Source organism: Prosthecobacter sp. (genome assembly GCF_044227185.1).
GTDB lineage: Bacteria > Verrucomicrobiota > Verrucomicrobiia > Verrucomicrobiales > Verrucomicrobiaceae > Prosthecobacter.
In genome coordinates this window covers 358,942-374,596 of the sequence record NZ_JBGAFO010000001.1, presented here as the reverse complement: position 1 = coordinate 374,596, position 15,655 = coordinate 358,942, and the positions used below count along the sequence as shown (strand labels likewise).

The following is a 15,655-nucleotide window of genomic DNA, read 5'->3' as shown; positions in this document are numbered from 1 at the left end:
GGCTGGACGGCCTGTGATTCACTCGGCAAACACCGGCTTCTTCCAGATCGGCACGCGGGTCTTGATCTCCTTCAAATACCAGCGGCAGAGGTCGAAGGACTCCCCGCTGTGCTTGGTGCGCACACGGATGAGGATGCTGGGCTGCTCGGCGGCCACGAAGCCGAGGCGGTGCTGGATGAAGACGCGGTGCGGGCCGTGGTCGCGCTGGCCGTGATCGATGAGCTCCTGCAGCATCTTTTCCGCCATGGGCAGGTAGGCGCTGTAGTCGATGCCGGAGATGACCCGCCCGTCCTCCTGACCGCGCACGACGCCGAGAAACTGCGCCTCCGCCCCCTCACCCGGCTGGAACTCGGCAGGGGTGGTGGGAATGGGGTCTGGGCTGAGGACGAAGCTGGCGGGGGGCATGGAATCTCAAAGAACTACCACAGAGTTCACAGGGAGGCACAGAGATATGACTCCGGAACTTGGTGTTTCTCGGGGCTCTCCACGGTGAACCCTTCATGGCTGGATTTTCCCAAGTCATGGCCGATTTCTCATAAAACTTGTCCGCTCGCACCGGTTTCTGATAGCGTTTGGTTCTTCCAACCATGAAACGCCTGCTCCTTCTCGCTTTCGCTGCGGCCACGACCGTTCACGCCGCCACCCAGATCACCTGGAAACGTCAGCAGCTTCACGGCGATTTTTATTCCGAAGGCGCAGCCATCGGCGACATCAATGGAGATGGCAAACCCGACGTGGTGGCCGGCCCGTTCTGGTGGGAGGGCCCGGCGTTTGAGAAAAAGCACGCCTACTACGAGCCGAAGATCTTCAACATCAATGGCTACTCGGACAACTTCTTCGCCTACGTGCACGACTTCAATGCGGACCAGAAGAACGACATCCTCATCCTCGGCTTCCCCGGCAAAGAAGCGCGCCTGTATCTGAACCCCGGCACGCACGACGACAAACCCTGGCCCATGCACATCGTGGCCGATGTGGTGGACAATGAATCGCCCGTCTTCACTGACATCACGGGCGATGGCAAACCGGAGATCGTGTGCAGCACCGGCGGCAAATTTGGCTGGTTCGCGCCGAACTGGGAGAAGCCTGCGGAAAAGTGGCCTTTTGTGGCGGTGACGGAGGACATGAAGGTGGCCAAGTTCACCCACGGCCTCGGCGTGGGCGATGTGAATGGAGATGGGAAGCTGGACCTGCTGGAGGCACGCCGCTGGTGGGAAAACAAGCCGGGTAGTGCCACGTGGGAGCAGCACAATTTTGCGGCGGGCATCGGCGGTGGCGCGCAGATGTTTGCGTATGACTTCGACGGCAACGGTACGAACGACGTCTTCACCAGCCTCGCCGCGCATCGCTACGGCGTGGCGGTTTACCTTCAGCAAAAAACCACGGTGCCTGCCAGCGCAAATGTGGTCGTTGGAGGGGTGAAGCAGGAGGTGAGCGGAACTTTGAACGTCGGCCCCACATGGCAGCGCGTCATGCTCGCCAGCGAGCAGCCGCAGGACAACGACTACGGCATCGTCTTCTCCCAGCCGCATGCGGCCTATCTCGCCGACATCGATGGTGACGGAGTTCAGGACATCGTCACCGGCAAGCGCTACTGGGCGCACAACGGCCACGACCCCGATGAGCGCGGGCATCGTGTCATTTACTGGTATCAAACGAAGCGCGATGGCAAAGGAGGCGTCGATTTCGTGCCGCACCTCGTGGATGCCGAGAGCGGCGTGGGCGTGGACGTGCAGGTGGGCGATGTGAATGGCGACAAGCTCCCTGACATCGTGGTGGGAAACAAAGCCGGCGTGTTCATCCTCACCCAGGAGCGCAAGGACACCACCGCGGACCTGACGCCGAAGAAGATGTATGGGCCGGCGCTGATGCCGCAGAAGGATTATGCGCACGGCACGCGCGTCAGCGGGGAGCGCCTGCGTCCCGCAGGCAGTCTTTCGCGTCCCGCGGAAGACCGTCCCAAGGCCGGCGGAGGCACTTCGGCTGGCGAAGGTGATAGAACGGCATCCGGCGGGACGCCGGACGCAGCACGCGGGACGCGTGCGCTCCCTCACGCGCTGGATCTCATGCAACTCCCCGGCGGTTTTAAGGCAGAGCTCATCGCCGCGGAGCCGGACCTTGTGCAGCCCATCGCCTTCACCTTTGATGAGCGCGGCCGCATCTGGGTGGTGGAGGGAAACAGCTACCCGAAACCGCGTGAGGTGGGCGCAGGCCAGGACCGCATCAAGATTCTCGAAGACAAGGATGGCGATGGCGTCTTTGAGACGAAGAAGATTTTCTGCGAGGGCTTGAATCTGGTGAGCGGTATCGAGTTGGGCTTTGGTGGCGTGTGGGTGGGTGCGGCACCGTATTTGATGTTTATTCCGCGCGACGGCGACAAGCCGCTGCCTCTGGGCAGTACTCGGGCCATTCCTGGCCCGAGTGAAGGAACGAGTGCTGGCCAGACTGGGGCCAGGAATGGCCCCAGTACTCAGGTGCCCGGCCTCAACTTCACCGCCTATGCCCTGCTGGACGGCTGGGGCAGCCAGGATACGCACGAGACGCTCAACAGCTTTATCTGGGGCCCGGACGGCTGGCTCTACGGCTGCCACGGCGTCTTCACGCACAGCAAGGTGGGCAAGCCCGGCACGCCGGATGATCAGCGCAAGCCCATCAATGCTGGCATCTGGCGCTATCACCCCACGCGGCATGAGTTTGAAATTTTTGCTGAAGGCACCAGCAATCCCTGGGGGCTGGATTACGACCAGCATGGCGAGTTCTTCGTGACCGCGTGCGTTATCCCGCACCTCTACCACATTGTGCCAGGCGGGCGCTACCAGCGGCAGGCCGGGCAGCACTTCAATCCCTACACGTATGAGGACATCAAGACCATCGCCGACCACGCGCATTACGCGGGCAGCGCGCGGCCCGATGTGACCTTCGACAAAACCACCGGCGCCGGCATCATGAACAACGACACCAATGCCCTCGGCGGCGGCCACGCGCACTGCGGGCTCGCCATTTATCAGAGCAGCCTTTTCCCGCCGACGTATCGCAATCAGCTTCTGTTTGGCAACCTGCACGGCCACCGTCTCGTCAGCAACTACACCGATCCCCACGCCAGCACCTACATCGGCAAACACGGCAGTGATTTCATGCGCGCCAATGACATGAACTTCATCCCTGTGACGCAGAAGGTGGGACCGGATGGAGCTCTGTATGTGAGTGATTGGAGCGATGTGCAGATCTGCCACCGTGGAAGCAATGCGGTGGAAAACTGGGACCGCAGCAATGGGCGGATTTATCGCATCAGCTACGATGGCTGGAAGCCGTGGAAAGGGGATCTTGCGAAGGAGAACAATGAAACGCTGGCGAAGCTCGCGGTGCAGACGGAGAACGAGTGGGAGTCGCGGATGGCGAGGAGGGTGCTGATGGAGCATGCAAATCAGCCGGACGTTGATCGCGATGATCCGCTGCACCTTTCGGTGTATTCCGATGAAGGTCCGAGCAAGCAACTGCTGCGTTCTCTCTGGTGCCGCGCAATGGTCGGGAATCTTGACATCGGTCCCCATCATCCTTTGTGGGATCACCCGGACGAGGTGATTCGGGCCAGGTTGGTGCGCTTGTTCTCCAGCGAGATTGAGCCACAGGAGAGATTCGAAGCGTTTGATGATCGATTCGCAAAAGCGGGTGCGGCGGAGCCTTCTCCTGCCGTTCGGCGCGAGCTTGCTTCGATGCTTCAAAAATTGCCGACGCATTCCCAATTGATTCTCGCAACCGCTCTGCTCAAGCATGGCGAGGACAAGGACGATCCCATGATCCCGCTGCTCATCTGGTATGGCATCGAGCCGTTGGTGGGTGCGGATGCGAAAGCGGGGCTCCAGCTTGCCGCTGTGTCCAAGATTCCGACGGTCACGGAATTCATCTATCGTCGCATGGGCGCAGAGGAAGGCGGACGCCTGGGCCTGCTCAAGCTGGCCAGTCAGAGCAAGGACTCCACGCAGCGGGACATGCTGATCAAGACCGTGCTCAAAGCGGGGCTTGCGGGCAATGCCATCAAGCAACCCCAGAACTGGGAAACGATGCGTGCCAGACTGTTGGAAACCCCCGCGGCAGAAGACCCCTACCCCCGGAAGCAGGCCATGACGGAGCTGGAAGGTCTGATGGGCATTCCCGCGGCCTTGGATGAGCTGCGTGCGCTGTTGACGGCAGACAAGGCGGCTGAACGCGGCAATGCACTCAAAATCCTCGTCCTGCGCAAAGACACTCCAACCGCCGGGCGGCTGCAAGAAATGCTTGGATGGAAACCCATGATTTCTCCGAGTGCACAGCGCGAGAGCTTGCAGGCTCTGGCCGTTTTGAAGGACCCCAAAACACCCGAAGTGGTGGGCACGCTGCTGAAAGACTTTGCTCCTGATGTGTTGCCGGATGCGGTGAACACCCTTGCCTCGACGAAGGAAGGCGCGAAGGAGTTGCTCAGGGCCGTGCAGGCCAAGGCCGTGCCTGCCACGGCGCTTTCACCTTTCCTGGTGCGGCAGCTCACCGCCTTTGATGACAAAGAGATCAACGCCCTCATCAAATCGGCCTGGGGAGATGTGAATGCGCCGAAGGCGGATCTGGCGGAGCGGACGAAGAAATACCGCGAGATACTGACGCCCGCGACCGTGGCCAAGGGGGATCTGGCGAAGGGGAAGATGCTTTTCACCATGACCTGCGGCCAATGCCACAAGCTGTTTGGCGAAGGACAGAATGTGGGCCCGGACATCACCGGCAGCAATCGCGCGGATTTGAACTACCTGCTCGAAAACGTGCTGGATCCCAATGCGGTGATAGGCAAAGCCTACCAGCTCAACGTCTTCAGCATGAAGGACGGCCGTGTGATGAGCGGTGTCATCAAGGAGGAAAGCCCGGCCACGGTGCGCATCGCCATGATGGGCGGCATTGAGTTTACGCTGCCGCAGAAGGAGATTGGGAAGCGCGAGGTGTCAAAGCTGAGCACGATGCCGGAAGGTTTGTTTGATGCGCTGAAGCCGGAGCAGGTGATTGATCTGGTGAAGTATTTGCAGAGCGGGGCTTCCGGACCGGCTAAAGCCGGTACTACAATACCTGGAGCGACCGAAGGAGAAACGCTCAAGGTCTTGAACAAAACAGGAGGCAATGCCAAGCCGCAGGGCATGGGTGGATTTGGCAAGGAGTGGAGCGGCGCCTCCCAGCTTTGGTGGACGGGTGGCAGGCCCGGGCAAAAGCTCACGCTGGCGCTGCCGGTGGCGGAGAAGGGCAAGTATCGGCTCCTGGCTGCGCTCACGCTGGCGCGCGACTACGGCATCATCGATGTGTCACTTGACGGCAAGCCCGTCGCCACCGCCTGGGACGGCTACAATGGCCCGAAGGTGATCCATAGCGACGAGCTGGACTGGGGCACGCATGAACTCAGTGCCGGGGAGCATCAACTGATCTTCACCATCACGGGCAAGAATGTGGATGCCGTGCCGGGCTACATGGTGGGGCTGGATTATGTGAAGCTGGAGAAGAAGTGATCGCTCGACTTCGCGGCGCGGGGGCTTACGGTTCCGCTTCATGGACGCAGTTGGCGATATTTTCTCTGCCTTGGCTGAAGCAGTGTTGGAGCTGGTGATCCGGCTCTTGCAGCTTTTGTTCTATGTGGTGGAGAATGTCGTTTATGGCGTGCTCTGGCTTTGCCGCTGTACGAAGTTCGCCGGACCGCGGCGAATGAGAAAGCTGCCGGAGGAGACGCGGTATCTCATCCGCAGCTGCCTGCATACCACTCTGGCTCTCGGGCTGCTGTTCCTGGTGGTCTATTTCGGATGGTTGAGGAAGCCGGCTGTAGCGTCTGAGCCGGCGCAGGCGCCCGCGCCGACAAAAATCGAAAAGGCCCGGCGGGTGATCGAAAAGGCCAAGCAGATCAAAGACACCCTGCTGCCGCCCAAACCCCAGCCATGAGAGACCTGCAATCCACGAAGGCCATGTGGCTGAAAGGCTGGCTGTTTCTGGTCATCGGCCTCATGTCCGCGGCCATCCTGCTCATTGAAAACTGGAGCTGGCGCACCGCGCTGCTGCTGGCGCTGTGCGTGTGGGGTTTCTGCCGGGCGTATTACTTTGCGTTCTATGTCATCGAGCGCTGGGTCGATCCGCAGTACAAGTTCAGCGGGCTGGGGCACTTTTTGAGTTATCTCTGGCGGCAGAGGAGGAAATAGATCATGCCGGAGCGTGGGCGTGAGTGCGCGCCTCGGGTTGTGGATGGGTGTGGAGTAAGCCCGCCCATCTGACGGCGTGCGGCAAGCTCTGCGGCATGCGTATGCCCTCGCAGTCGGGCGGTTTGGCGAAGGGGCGGGCATGTGATTGAGGAAGCATCGCCCGCCAAACACGCCCAACCTACGACCCGGAAGCCTGCCGTTCCGGCAGGGCAATGCAGCGATCAAACCTTGGCCAGCGCCTCATCAAACCGCGCGATCAAATCCGCTGTGTCCTCCAGTCCGGCGGACACGCGGATGAGCCAGCGGCTCACGCCGCAGCTCGCGGCCCAGTCGAGTTCTTCGTAGTGGGCGAGAAGGGTGTAGGGGCACACCAGCGTGAAGTTCGTGCCCAGGCTGGGGCCTTTGCAGGCGCGCAGGGTGTCGTAAAATTTGGCGCTGGTCTGCTGCGGGTTTTTCAGCGTGAAGGAGAAGAGGCAGCCGTGGCCGCCATTCTCACGGCGGATGAATTCGTAGCCCTTGCCGCCTTCACGGCTGGCGTGCCAGACGGCATCCACTTTCGGGTGCGTGCGCAGGTGATCTGCCAGCGCCTGGGCGTTGCGGCTCATTTTGTCGGCACGCTCCGTGAAGTCGCGGCTGTTCTGCTCCAGTGCCACGGCATCGCCGCGCCAGAGTTCGTGGTCGGCATACGCGGTGAGGAAGGCGGAGAAGGCGGCGTGATGCGGTGAGTTGCGGTTCAGCACCACGCTTCCCGCCAGGACATCGCCCGCGCCGGAGAAGCTCTTGGTCAGGCTGGAAGTGACCGCATCGGCCACGCGGTGGGCATTCACATGCGCCACGGTGGAAATGGTGTCGTCCACGATGATCGGCACGCCGGGCTGCGCGGCAGAGCGGATGGAGAGCAGGCGCTCAAAGTCCACGCAGCGCAGCAGCGGGTTGCTTGGCGCTTCGCAGAAGATGCCGGCGATCGGCTCCTGTTGCAGCAGCGTGCGCAGGTCTTCATACTCGCTGTCCTTCACCAGCGGCAGGAAGTGCGCGCCGCTGCCGAAGAACTGCTGCAGCTTCAGCACATCCACATAGGGGAAGTCGAGCTGAACGGTTTTGCGATTGGGAAAGCACTGCGTCAGCATGCGGTGCACAGCGTAGTTTGCCGCCATGCCGGAGGGGAAGAGAAACACATCCTCCGGTTGCTGCCCGGCCAGTTTGGCAATGCGTTCGCGGATGGTGCGGTTCGCGGCCTGGCCCTCTTCGGCGGTCACGGTGCTCTTGTGTTCGCCCAGGGCGTTGCAGGCCTGGCGCGTGCTCACGCACTCGCCGCAGAAGCGCCAGAACTTGCGCGCCTGCACGTAGCTGTCCGCGGGAAACACCGCCACGCCGAGCTGATGCGCCGTCCACTCCACCGCACGACCAATGCCGATGAACTTGATGCAGCGCTCCGCATGCACGACGCGCGGAAAGACCAGGCAGCGCTCGCCGGGAGCAGCGAATTCCTTTTCCGCCGCGGCAAACAGACGCGTGATGGCCGGCGGGCAGCAGAAGCGCGGGTAGCCGGATTTGAATTTGGAAACGATGCGCTGGTCGCCCTCCTCATAACCGACTACATGTTCCCACAGCGGCAGGCACACGGACACGCCGAGCTCGTGGTCAGGGATCGCCTTGCCGAGGTCGTCAGCATTGCAGAGAGGGTGGGTAAACAGATCGGTCATTGGGGGGAGGACACTTTTCTTCAAGGGCGGGCAGGAGGCAACGGGAATGAAGGTGCGAATGCTCTCTGGCGGCTCCCGGAGGGAGCAGAGAAATTAGCCGGTGGTGAAGCGAGGCTTGGCGAGCGAGAACCACCGGACCCGCCACATACATCCATCGTGTGTTTTTGTTGCGCCCTGGAAGGGCGCGAGAAGCATCCATCTGTCCAGCGCCCTCGCTACCAGAGAAACCGTTCGTCATGCACCACCATGCCGCGCTGGAGCATGGCCACGTATTCTTCCTGGAACGTTTTCACGCGGTGGTGCTCTTCCTGGTTTAGGACATAGGAACGCATCGCCTCTAAATCTGGCGCTGCAAAAGTGAATGCGCCATAACCCTCCTGCCAGGCGCATCCAGCAAGCCGCAGCTCTTCATGAATCCAACGGGAGGATTCACTTTTGACCTCGCGCATCACATCGGCCAGGCAATGCGTTGCCCGCAATCCCGCCGCGATGTGGATATGATCTCCGGTGCCTCCCACGGCATGAGCCACGCCGTTCATGTTTTTGATAACACCGCCCACATATTCGTGCACACGTTTACGTGCAGTCGGAGCCAGCATGGGCTCGCGGTTCTTCGTGCTGAACACGAGATGGTAATGCAGCGAAAGATGCGTCGAGGGCATGCGACAGTTTCTCGCGCCCCTGCCGGGGCGCAACCCTCAGATGTGCGGTGTGATAGGGGCGGGTCCGGTGGTTCTCGGTCGCTACGCTCCCTTCACCACCGGCTAATATCTCTGCTCCCTCCGGGAGCTCCGGAACATGAACAGCAGCACCCAATGTCACCCTGCTGCGCGGTCTCAATGATCCTCCATGGCGATGATTTCGTTGACCATGGCGACATAATCAAAGACGCCTCCGCTCCTGGGGTATTTGGCTTGATAATTTCCTACAAAAGCGTCGCGAAAAAAGGTCAGGCTGAAGTCGTCCCGCCATAGATCATTGGGCAAGTTGTGGAAAGCATCTGCCAGCCCCGCAGCCTGCTCCGTTCCGCTTGATCCAAGCGAGCGAATTTCGAGAAAGGCGCGATACATTATTTGGCAAAGCGCCTGGCGCTGCGCGTCGGTCAGAGGCTTGGCATCGGGAGGCATGAGAGAGCTTGGACCGAGTCACTTCCCCTTCAGCGCCCGGTCAATGTCCTTCCACAGGTCCTCCACGTGCTCGATACCCACGGAGAAGCGCACCAGCCCGTCCGTCACGCCGGCGGCTTCGCGGGCGTCTTTGGGGATGGAGGCGTGGGTCATGCTGGCGGGGTGGGCCACCAGGCTTTCGATGCCGCCGAGGCTTTCTGCTTGCGTGAAGAGGCGCAGGCGGCGGATGAAGGCCAGGGTGTCGGCGTAGCTGAGGCCAAAGTCGGCCAGCAGCATGCCGCCGCCGGCGGTCATCTGTTTCTTCGCCAGCTTGAACTGCGGGTGGCTTTTCAGGAAGGGGTACTTCACGCTCTTCACGCCTTTGCGGCCTTCCAGGCGCTGGGCCAGTTCCAGGGCATTGGAGCAGTGGCGCTCCATGCGCACGGCCTCGGTCTTCGCACCGCGGGAGGTCAGCCAGGCGTCAAAGGGGCTGGGCTGCAGGCCGATCGCTTTTTGCGCAAAGATCATCTTCTCCTGCCACTCGTCGGAGTTGGTGCACACGGCACCGCCTAGGCAGTCGCTGTGGCCGTTGGTGTATTTGGTGGTGCTCAGCAGGGAGAGGTCGGCGCCCAGGTCCAGCGGCTGCTGCAGCAGGCTGGAGGCAAAGGTGTTGTCCATGGCCACCACGGCCCCCGCTTTGTGCGCCACCTCGCTGATGGCCTTGATGTCCAGAATCTTCAGCAGCGGGTTCGTCGGCGATTCCAGCCAGACCAGCGCGGGCTTCAGGCGGGTGATGAGGTCGTAGTTCTCCGGGTTGGTGAGGTTGGCGTATTTGATTTTGACGCCAAAGCGCTTCAGCACCTTTTCAAAGATGCGGTAGGTGCAGCCGTAGATCTGCTGCTCGGAGAGGATGGTGTCTCCCGTCTTGAGGGAGAAGAGCACGGCGGAGATGGCGCTGAGGCCGCTGGCAAAGACGGTGCTGTGCTTCGCATTTTCCAGGCTGGCCAGCGTGGTCTGCAGGTTGCGGAAGTTCGGGTTGCCGGAGCGTGTGTAATCAAAACTGCCGGGATTCCCCGTCTCAAACGTGGAGGTCATGTAGATCGGCGGGATCACCGCGCCAGTTTCGCTGCGGTAGTCCTGGCCTACGTGGATGGCGCGTGTCTCAAAGCGTGCGTCGGAGGGGATGCTTGGGTCTTCCTTCATGATGTTGCGGGATGTGTGACATGCAGAATTTAGCTTTGCAAGGCCCCGGCGCTCATGCTTTATGAGTTAAATCTGATCTTTCATGCCCGACACCACAGCTCCCCGAAAATTTCGTCGCGTTCTGCTCAAACTCAGCGGTGAAGCGCTGAGAGAACCCGGCAGTACGGACAACATCTCCCCTCCCATCGTTGAAGACATGGCGGCGCAGATCAAGGCGGCGCACCAGACGGGCCTCGAAATCGCCCTCGTGGTGGGCGGCGGAAATTTCTGGCGCGGCATCACCGCCAGCAACAAAGGCATGGAGCGCGCCACCGCCGACTACATGGGCATGCTGGCCACGGTGATGAACTCCCTGGCCGTGCAGAGCATGCTGGAGGCCATGGACGTGCCCACCCGCGTGCAGAGCGCCATCAAGATGGACAACGTGGCGGAGCCCTTCGTGCGCCGCAAGGCCATGCGCCACCTGGAGCTGGGCCGCGTGGTCATCTTCGCCGCAGGCACGGGCAATCCTTTCTTTTCCACCGACACCACCGCCGCGCTGCGTGCCAGCGAGATCAATGCGGAGATCGTGCTCAAGGCCACCAAGGTGGACGGCATCTACGACAGCGATCCCAACAAGAACCCGAACGCGGTGAAGTTTGACCGCGTGAGCTTCCACGAGTGCCTCACCCGCCAGCTCAAGGTGATGGACTCCACCGCCTTCTCCCTCTGCATGGAGAACAACATGCCCATCGGAGTTTTCAGCATGAACGAACCTGATAACATCCGCCGCGCGCTCATCGGCGAATACATCGGGACAATGGTGGACGCCAAAGGCTGAAACCTCCTTCCCAAAACCAAACGAGATAGAGAGACCGATCTGCTATGGACCCTGAACTGACGATGATGGAGGCCGACGAGGCCATGACGAAGGCCGTGGAGCACGCCATCCACGAATTTGCCACCGTGCGCACTGGCAAGGCCTCCCCCACCCTGGTGGAAAACATGGACGTGCATGTGATGAGCTACGGCAGCCACATGAAGATGAAGCAGCTGGCCATGATCACCACGCCGGACGCACGCCTCATCCGCATTGAACCTTTTGATTCCTCCACGCTGCAGGACATCGACCGCGCCATCCGCGAGTCCCGCCTGGGCCTCAATGGCAGCATCGAGGGCAAGGTCATCCGCCTGCCCATCCCCGCCCTGTCCCAGGAGCGGCGCGAGCAGATGGTGAAGATGTGCAAGAGCCTGGGCGAGGAAGCCCGCGTGCGCGTGCGCTCCGCCCGCCGCGATGCTCTGGAAGCGATCAAGAAAGGCGAGAAGGACGGCCACATCACCGAAGACGACCTCCACCGCATGGAGAAGGAAATCCAGACCATGACGGACAAGAAGATCGCCGAGATCGACCAGCACGTCGTTTCCAAGGAGAAGGAAATCCTGACGGTGTAAGCCGATCCGGTTTCAAGTTTAAGGTTCAAAGTTTCAAGTTCACCCTGAGACGCCGCCGCTGAAAACTTGAAACTTTAAACCTGTAACTTCGAACTTTTTCGGATGTTCCCCGCGCGCGACTACCTCGACCTCACCCACACGAAGCACGGCATCCTTTTCCCGGATGACTCGCCGGTGTGGACGGCGCTGGCGCGGATCGAGTCGTATCTGGACTTCCGCCTGCAGCGGGAGATTCGCGTGCAGGTGCCGCCTGGGGCGTTCATCGGGGAGGATGTGTTCATTGATGAAGGCACCACGCTGGAGCCCGGTGTGGTGATCAAGGGGCCCGCCTGGATCGGGCGGAACTGCCAGCTCCGCGCGGGCTGCTACATTCGCGAAAACGTCATCATCGGCGACGGCTGCGTGCTGGGGAACTCCTGCGAGTTCAAGAACTGCGTGGTCTTCGACGGCTGCGAGGTGCCGCACTACAATTACGTCGGCGACTCCATTCTCGGCCACAAGGCGCATCTGGGCGCCGGGGTGATCCTTTCCAACGTGCGACTCGACCGTCTGGAGGTGACCGTGAAGACGGACACGGACGTCATTCCCACCAGCCTGCGAAAGTTTGGCGCCATCGTGGGAGATTACGCGGAGATCGGCTGCAACAGCGTCATCAGCCCCGGCAGCATCATCGGCCGGCGCAGCATTGTGTATCCGCTCACGCATTTCAGCGGCGTGCTGGAGGCGGATCTTATGCTTAAGACACGGCAGACGCAGCAGGTGGTCAAGCGGCGCAGGTAGCAGCGGGATTGAATTGAATACAATTCTGGTCGCGGGAGTCTGAGCAGGCAGCCCCACGTTTATGAAAACACGCCTCCGCCTGTTCCTTGTCGTTTCATCCGTCTTGTCGCTGGCAGGTTGCGACAAATCCGCGCCGCCCGCCGTCACGGCGGTGGAGCAGGCAGCCCCGGCTCCCGTGGTGGAGGAGGACAGCCAGCTCGCTGAAGCGCGCGATGCCCTGCAGCGCCAGGCGCTGGAGATCGAGACGAAGACGGCGCTGATGGACAAGCAGCTCGCGGAGATGCAGCAGGCGCTCAAGGACCATGAAAATGCGGAGCTGCGCGGTTCGCTGGAGGGGCTGAAGCGGCAGAATGACGAGCTGCGCGTGCAGGCGGAGAGCGCCCGGGCGAAGAGCGATGCCATCGCGCAGCGCATCGCCCTCACTCCGCCGCCTGTGGTGTCCAAGCCCGTGGCGCTGCCGGATTACTCGTTGTTCTATGATCGTCTGGCCCCCTATGGCCGCTGGTTTGAGGTGAATGGCTACGGCTACTGCTGGCGGCCCACCATCACCGTGGCGGGCTGGCGGCCCTATGTGGATGGGTGCTGGGTGTGGTCATCTCTCGGCTGGGCCTGGCAGTCCAATGAGCCCTTTGGCTGGGCCACCTACCACTACGGGCGGTGGATCCACCTGGCACGCTACGGCTGGGTCTGGGTGCCGGGCAGCGAGTGGGCGCCGGCCTGGGTGGCGTGGCGTCAGAGCCGGGATTGCGTGGGCTGGGCCCCGCTGCCGCCGGAGCCGGGCGTGTGCACCGGGGTGTATCGGGACTGCGACTCCATCTACAATCTGGGCCCGGCCAGCTACACCTTCATCAGCACGAATGTGTTTGTGAGCCCCACCTACATCCATGTCTATGCACCGGTCACGCAGCAGACCACGATCTACCAGCAGAGCGTGAATGTGACGCAGATCGTGCCCAGCCGCGGCCATGGTCACGGGCATGCGTTTGCGCAGCAGGGAGGACCGCCGCGCGCGCAGATGGAGCAGGCCTGCCACCATCCCGTGCCGCAGCGTCAGGTGCAGGTTCTGCCTGCGGGTCAGCTCCCCTCCCAGCACCCGCATGGGCAGCAGCATCGAGACGCTGCGGGCCCTGTGGCCATGGTGGAGCTGCCGCGCATGGCACCCGGCGGCCCCATGAGGCGGCCTGAAATCAAAGAACACATCCAGCGCCCCACGCCGATGAGCGGCTTTGAAGGCGTACCGCAGCAGGCGCTCGCGCAGATTCGCGAAAACATCGCCAAGGAAAAAGAGACCGCCACAGTGCAGCAGCCACGGGCGCCGTACTCTCCTGCGCAGCATCATGCGATGCCCGGGCGCCCGGCGCATGGATCTCCGCAGCATTCTCCTGCGGGCGGCCCTGCGGTGGTGAATGGAGCGCCTGCCGCGCCGAATGCCCCGCCTCAGGAGGCCCCGCGCCCGGCCGGCCCTGCGGACAGGCCCGTGGAAGCAGCGGTGGTTGCGCGGCCTCAGCCTCAGCCTCAGCCGGGGCGTGGGCCCTGGCCGCGCGAATCTCAGCGCCATGCCGTTGAGACACCGGCTGCAGGCACACCCTCCGCGCCAAATGCGCCTGCTCAGGAGACGGTGCGCCCGGCGGTGGCCGTGGAGCCCGGCACGGGCATGACCCGCGAGCACCGGCCTCATGACCGGCCTGGAGCTGGAGCACCGCATGGGCCGGGCCAGCGTGCCGAGCCGCGGGTGGGAGAAAACAGCGCGCCTGTGGCGGTGCCACCTGGAGTGCCCGCGTCTCCGCCGCCCGCCGTGTCCGCCACCCCGGCGCCTGCGCCGACGGCTGTCGAGAGCAGCAAGCCCGCTGAGCCTGCGCCCGCAGTGGTCGCCAACCCACCCGCCGCTGTGCCACAGCCGCCCTCCGAGCCGGCCGTTTCACCTCCGGCTGTGATGGCCGACAAAGCAGCCGGGAACACCGCCCCTGAAACGGAGAGAGCCCGCATGCACGCCGCCCGGGAGCAGGGCCACGCCGCTGAGATGCAGCAGCACCAGCAGCGCGAAATGAGGGAGCGTGGCAAGGCGGAGGAAAGAAGAGCTGCTGAGCAGGCCCAGGCTCAAGCTCAAGCCGCCGTTGCCGCTCAAGAGCAGCAGCAAAACATGGCCGCCGAGCGCCAGCGGGCCGCCGCCGAACAAACAACCGCTGCCGAGGCGGAGAAGACCCGTCGGCAAGCCCAGGCAGAAGCCGCCGCCGCCGCTGCGCAGCAGCAGGAAATGGCGGCCCAGCAGCAGCGCGCCGCCGCAGCCGCACAGCAGGAGGCTCTCGCCGCGCAGCAGCAACGCATGGCCGCAGAGCAGGCCCAGGCCACCGCGAACGCCGAGGCGGAGAAAACCCGCCAGCAGGCCCAGGCTGCGGCCGCCGCGCAACAACAGCAACAGCAGCAACAGCAGCAACAGCAGGAAATGGCCGCCCAGCAGCAGCGCGCTGCCGCCGAACAAGCCGCCGCCGCGCAGCAGCAACGCATGGCCGCCGAACAGGCTGCCGCCGCAGAAGCTGAAAAGGCGCGCCAGCAGCAGGCCGAGGCCACCGCCATGCAGCAGCGTCAGCAGGAGGAGGCAGCCCGCCGCGCCGCTGAAGAGCAACGGCGTGCCCAGGAAATGGCGCAACGTCAGGCTGAAGAACAAACACGCCGCGCTGCCGAAGAGCAGCAAATGCGCGCCCAGCAGGAAGCCGCACAGCGCGCCCAAGAAATGGCCCAGCGTCAGCGGGAGGAAGCCGCCCGCCGTGCCCAGGAAGCAGAGATGCAGCGCGCCCAGGAGCAGGCCCGTCGCGCCGCCGAAGAGCAGCAAATGCGTGCCCAGCAGGAAGCCGAACGCCGCGCCCAGGAAATGGCGCAGCGCCAGGCCGAGGAGCAAGCCCGCCGTGCCCAGGAGGCGGAGATACAGCGTGCCCAGGAGCAGGCCCGCCGCGCCGCCGAAGAGCAGCAAATGCGTGCCCAGCAGGAGGCCGCACAGCGCGCCCAGGAAGTGGCGCAACGCCAGGCCGAAGAGCAGGCCCGTCGTGCTCAGGAAATGGCCCAGCGCCAGGCTGAAGAAGCCGCGCGCCGTGCGCAGGAGGAAGCCCAGCGCGCCGCGGCTGAGGCCGCTGCACGAAACCGGCCGCAGCCGTGATCGTAAAGCTGATTCGAGGACGGGAGGGATCATGCTGATCCTCCCGTTTTGTTTCATTCGCCCGCTCAAGCCGGGGCTGTTCCTGTG

Annotated in this window: 12 protein-coding genes; 7 read left to right on the top strand and 5 right to left on the bottom strand. The window is 62.8% G+C overall.

The window, feature by feature from the left end; all coding sequences use genetic code 11:
- Positions 1-18: 18 nt before the first annotated feature.
- The gene (locus ACILSQ_RS01500; protein WP_395741800.1) at positions 19-405 is read right to left on the bottom strand and encodes a molybdenum cofactor biosynthesis protein MoaE; all 387 of its coding nucleotides are present in this window, start codon (positions 403-405) and stop codon (positions 19-21) included.
- A 182-nt stretch (positions 406-587) separates the two neighbouring features.
- Between ACILSQ_RS01500 and ACILSQ_RS01495 the strand changes: the two genes are divergently transcribed.
- Genes ACILSQ_RS01495 through ACILSQ_RS01485 form a run of 3 tightly spaced genes read left to right on the top strand, consistent with a single transcriptional unit; the run spans position 588 to position 6,194 of the window.
- Entirely contained in the window at positions 588-5,516 is a 4,929-nt protein-coding gene (locus tag ACILSQ_RS01495; protein ID WP_395741799.1) for a PVC-type heme-binding CxxCH protein, read from the top strand.
- A gap of 40 nt (positions 5,517-5,556) precedes the next feature.
- The gene (locus ACILSQ_RS01490) at positions 5,557-5,940 is read left to right on the top strand and encodes a hypothetical protein (protein WP_395741798.1); all 384 of its coding nucleotides are present in this window, start codon (positions 5,557-5,559) and stop codon (positions 5,938-5,940) included.
- Entirely contained in the window at positions 5,937-6,194 is a 258-nt protein-coding gene (locus ACILSQ_RS01485) for a hypothetical protein (protein ID WP_395741797.1), read from the top strand. The genes ACILSQ_RS01490 and ACILSQ_RS01485 overlap by 4 nt, the downstream gene beginning before the upstream one ends.
- Positions 6,195-6,415: 221 nt before the next feature.
- Here the strand turns inward: ACILSQ_RS01485 and ACILSQ_RS01480 are convergent, their stop codons facing one another.
- The 4 genes from ACILSQ_RS01480 to ACILSQ_RS01465 all read right to left on the bottom strand — a co-directional run bounded on the left by ACILSQ_RS01480 (position 6,416) and on the right by ACILSQ_RS01465 (position 10,206).
- On the bottom strand, positions 6,416-7,897 hold the full coding sequence (locus tag ACILSQ_RS01480; protein ID WP_395741796.1) for a PLP-dependent transferase: 1,482 nt from the start codon (positions 7,895-7,897) through the stop codon (positions 6,416-6,418).
- Between the two features lie 215 nt (positions 7,898-8,112).
- Positions 8,113-8,559 carry an IS200/IS605 family transposase gene (gene tnpA, locus ACILSQ_RS01475; protein ID WP_395741795.1) on the bottom strand — a complete coding sequence of 149 codons (447 nt, stop codon included), beginning with the start codon at positions 8,557-8,559 and terminating at the stop codon, positions 8,113-8,115.
- A 174-nt stretch (positions 8,560-8,733) separates the two neighbouring features.
- Positions 8,734-9,024: a hypothetical protein gene (locus tag ACILSQ_RS01470; protein ID WP_395741794.1), complete on the bottom strand. Its 291-nt coding sequence runs from the start codon at positions 9,022-9,024 to the stop codon at positions 8,734-8,736.
- Positions 9,025-9,042: 18 nt separating this feature from the next.
- A complete protein-coding gene (locus ACILSQ_RS01465) occupies positions 9,043-10,206 on the bottom strand; it encodes a trans-sulfuration enzyme family protein (RefSeq protein ID WP_395741793.1) in 1,164 nt (387 codons plus the stop codon).
- Between the two features lie 82 nt (positions 10,207-10,288).
- Here ACILSQ_RS01465 and pyrH point away from each other — a divergent pair, with 82 nt between their 5' ends.
- The 4 genes from pyrH (at position 10,289) to ACILSQ_RS01445 (ending at position 15,568) form a co-directional block, all read left to right on the top strand.
- Positions 10,289-11,026: a UMP kinase gene (pyrH, locus tag ACILSQ_RS01460; protein ID WP_395741792.1), complete on the top strand. Its 738-nt coding sequence runs from the start codon at positions 10,289-10,291 to the stop codon at positions 11,024-11,026.
- 44 nt (positions 11,027-11,070) lie between these two features.
- Positions 11,071-11,637: a ribosome recycling factor gene (gene frr, locus ACILSQ_RS01455; protein ID WP_395741791.1), complete on the top strand. Its 567-nt coding sequence runs from the start codon at positions 11,071-11,073 to the stop codon at positions 11,635-11,637.
- Between the two features lie 102 nt (positions 11,638-11,739).
- Complete coding sequence (locus tag ACILSQ_RS01450; protein WP_395741790.1) at positions 11,740-12,417, top strand: UDP-N-acetylglucosamine diphosphorylase; 678 nt, start codon at positions 11,740-11,742, stop codon at positions 12,415-12,417.
- Positions 12,418-12,478: 61 nt separating this feature from the next.
- Positions 12,479-15,568, top strand: a complete 3,090-nt coding sequence (locus ACILSQ_RS01445; protein WP_395741789.1) for a DUF6600 domain-containing protein — start codon at positions 12,479-12,481, stop codon at positions 15,566-15,568.
- Positions 15,569-15,655: the final 87 nt, after the last annotated feature.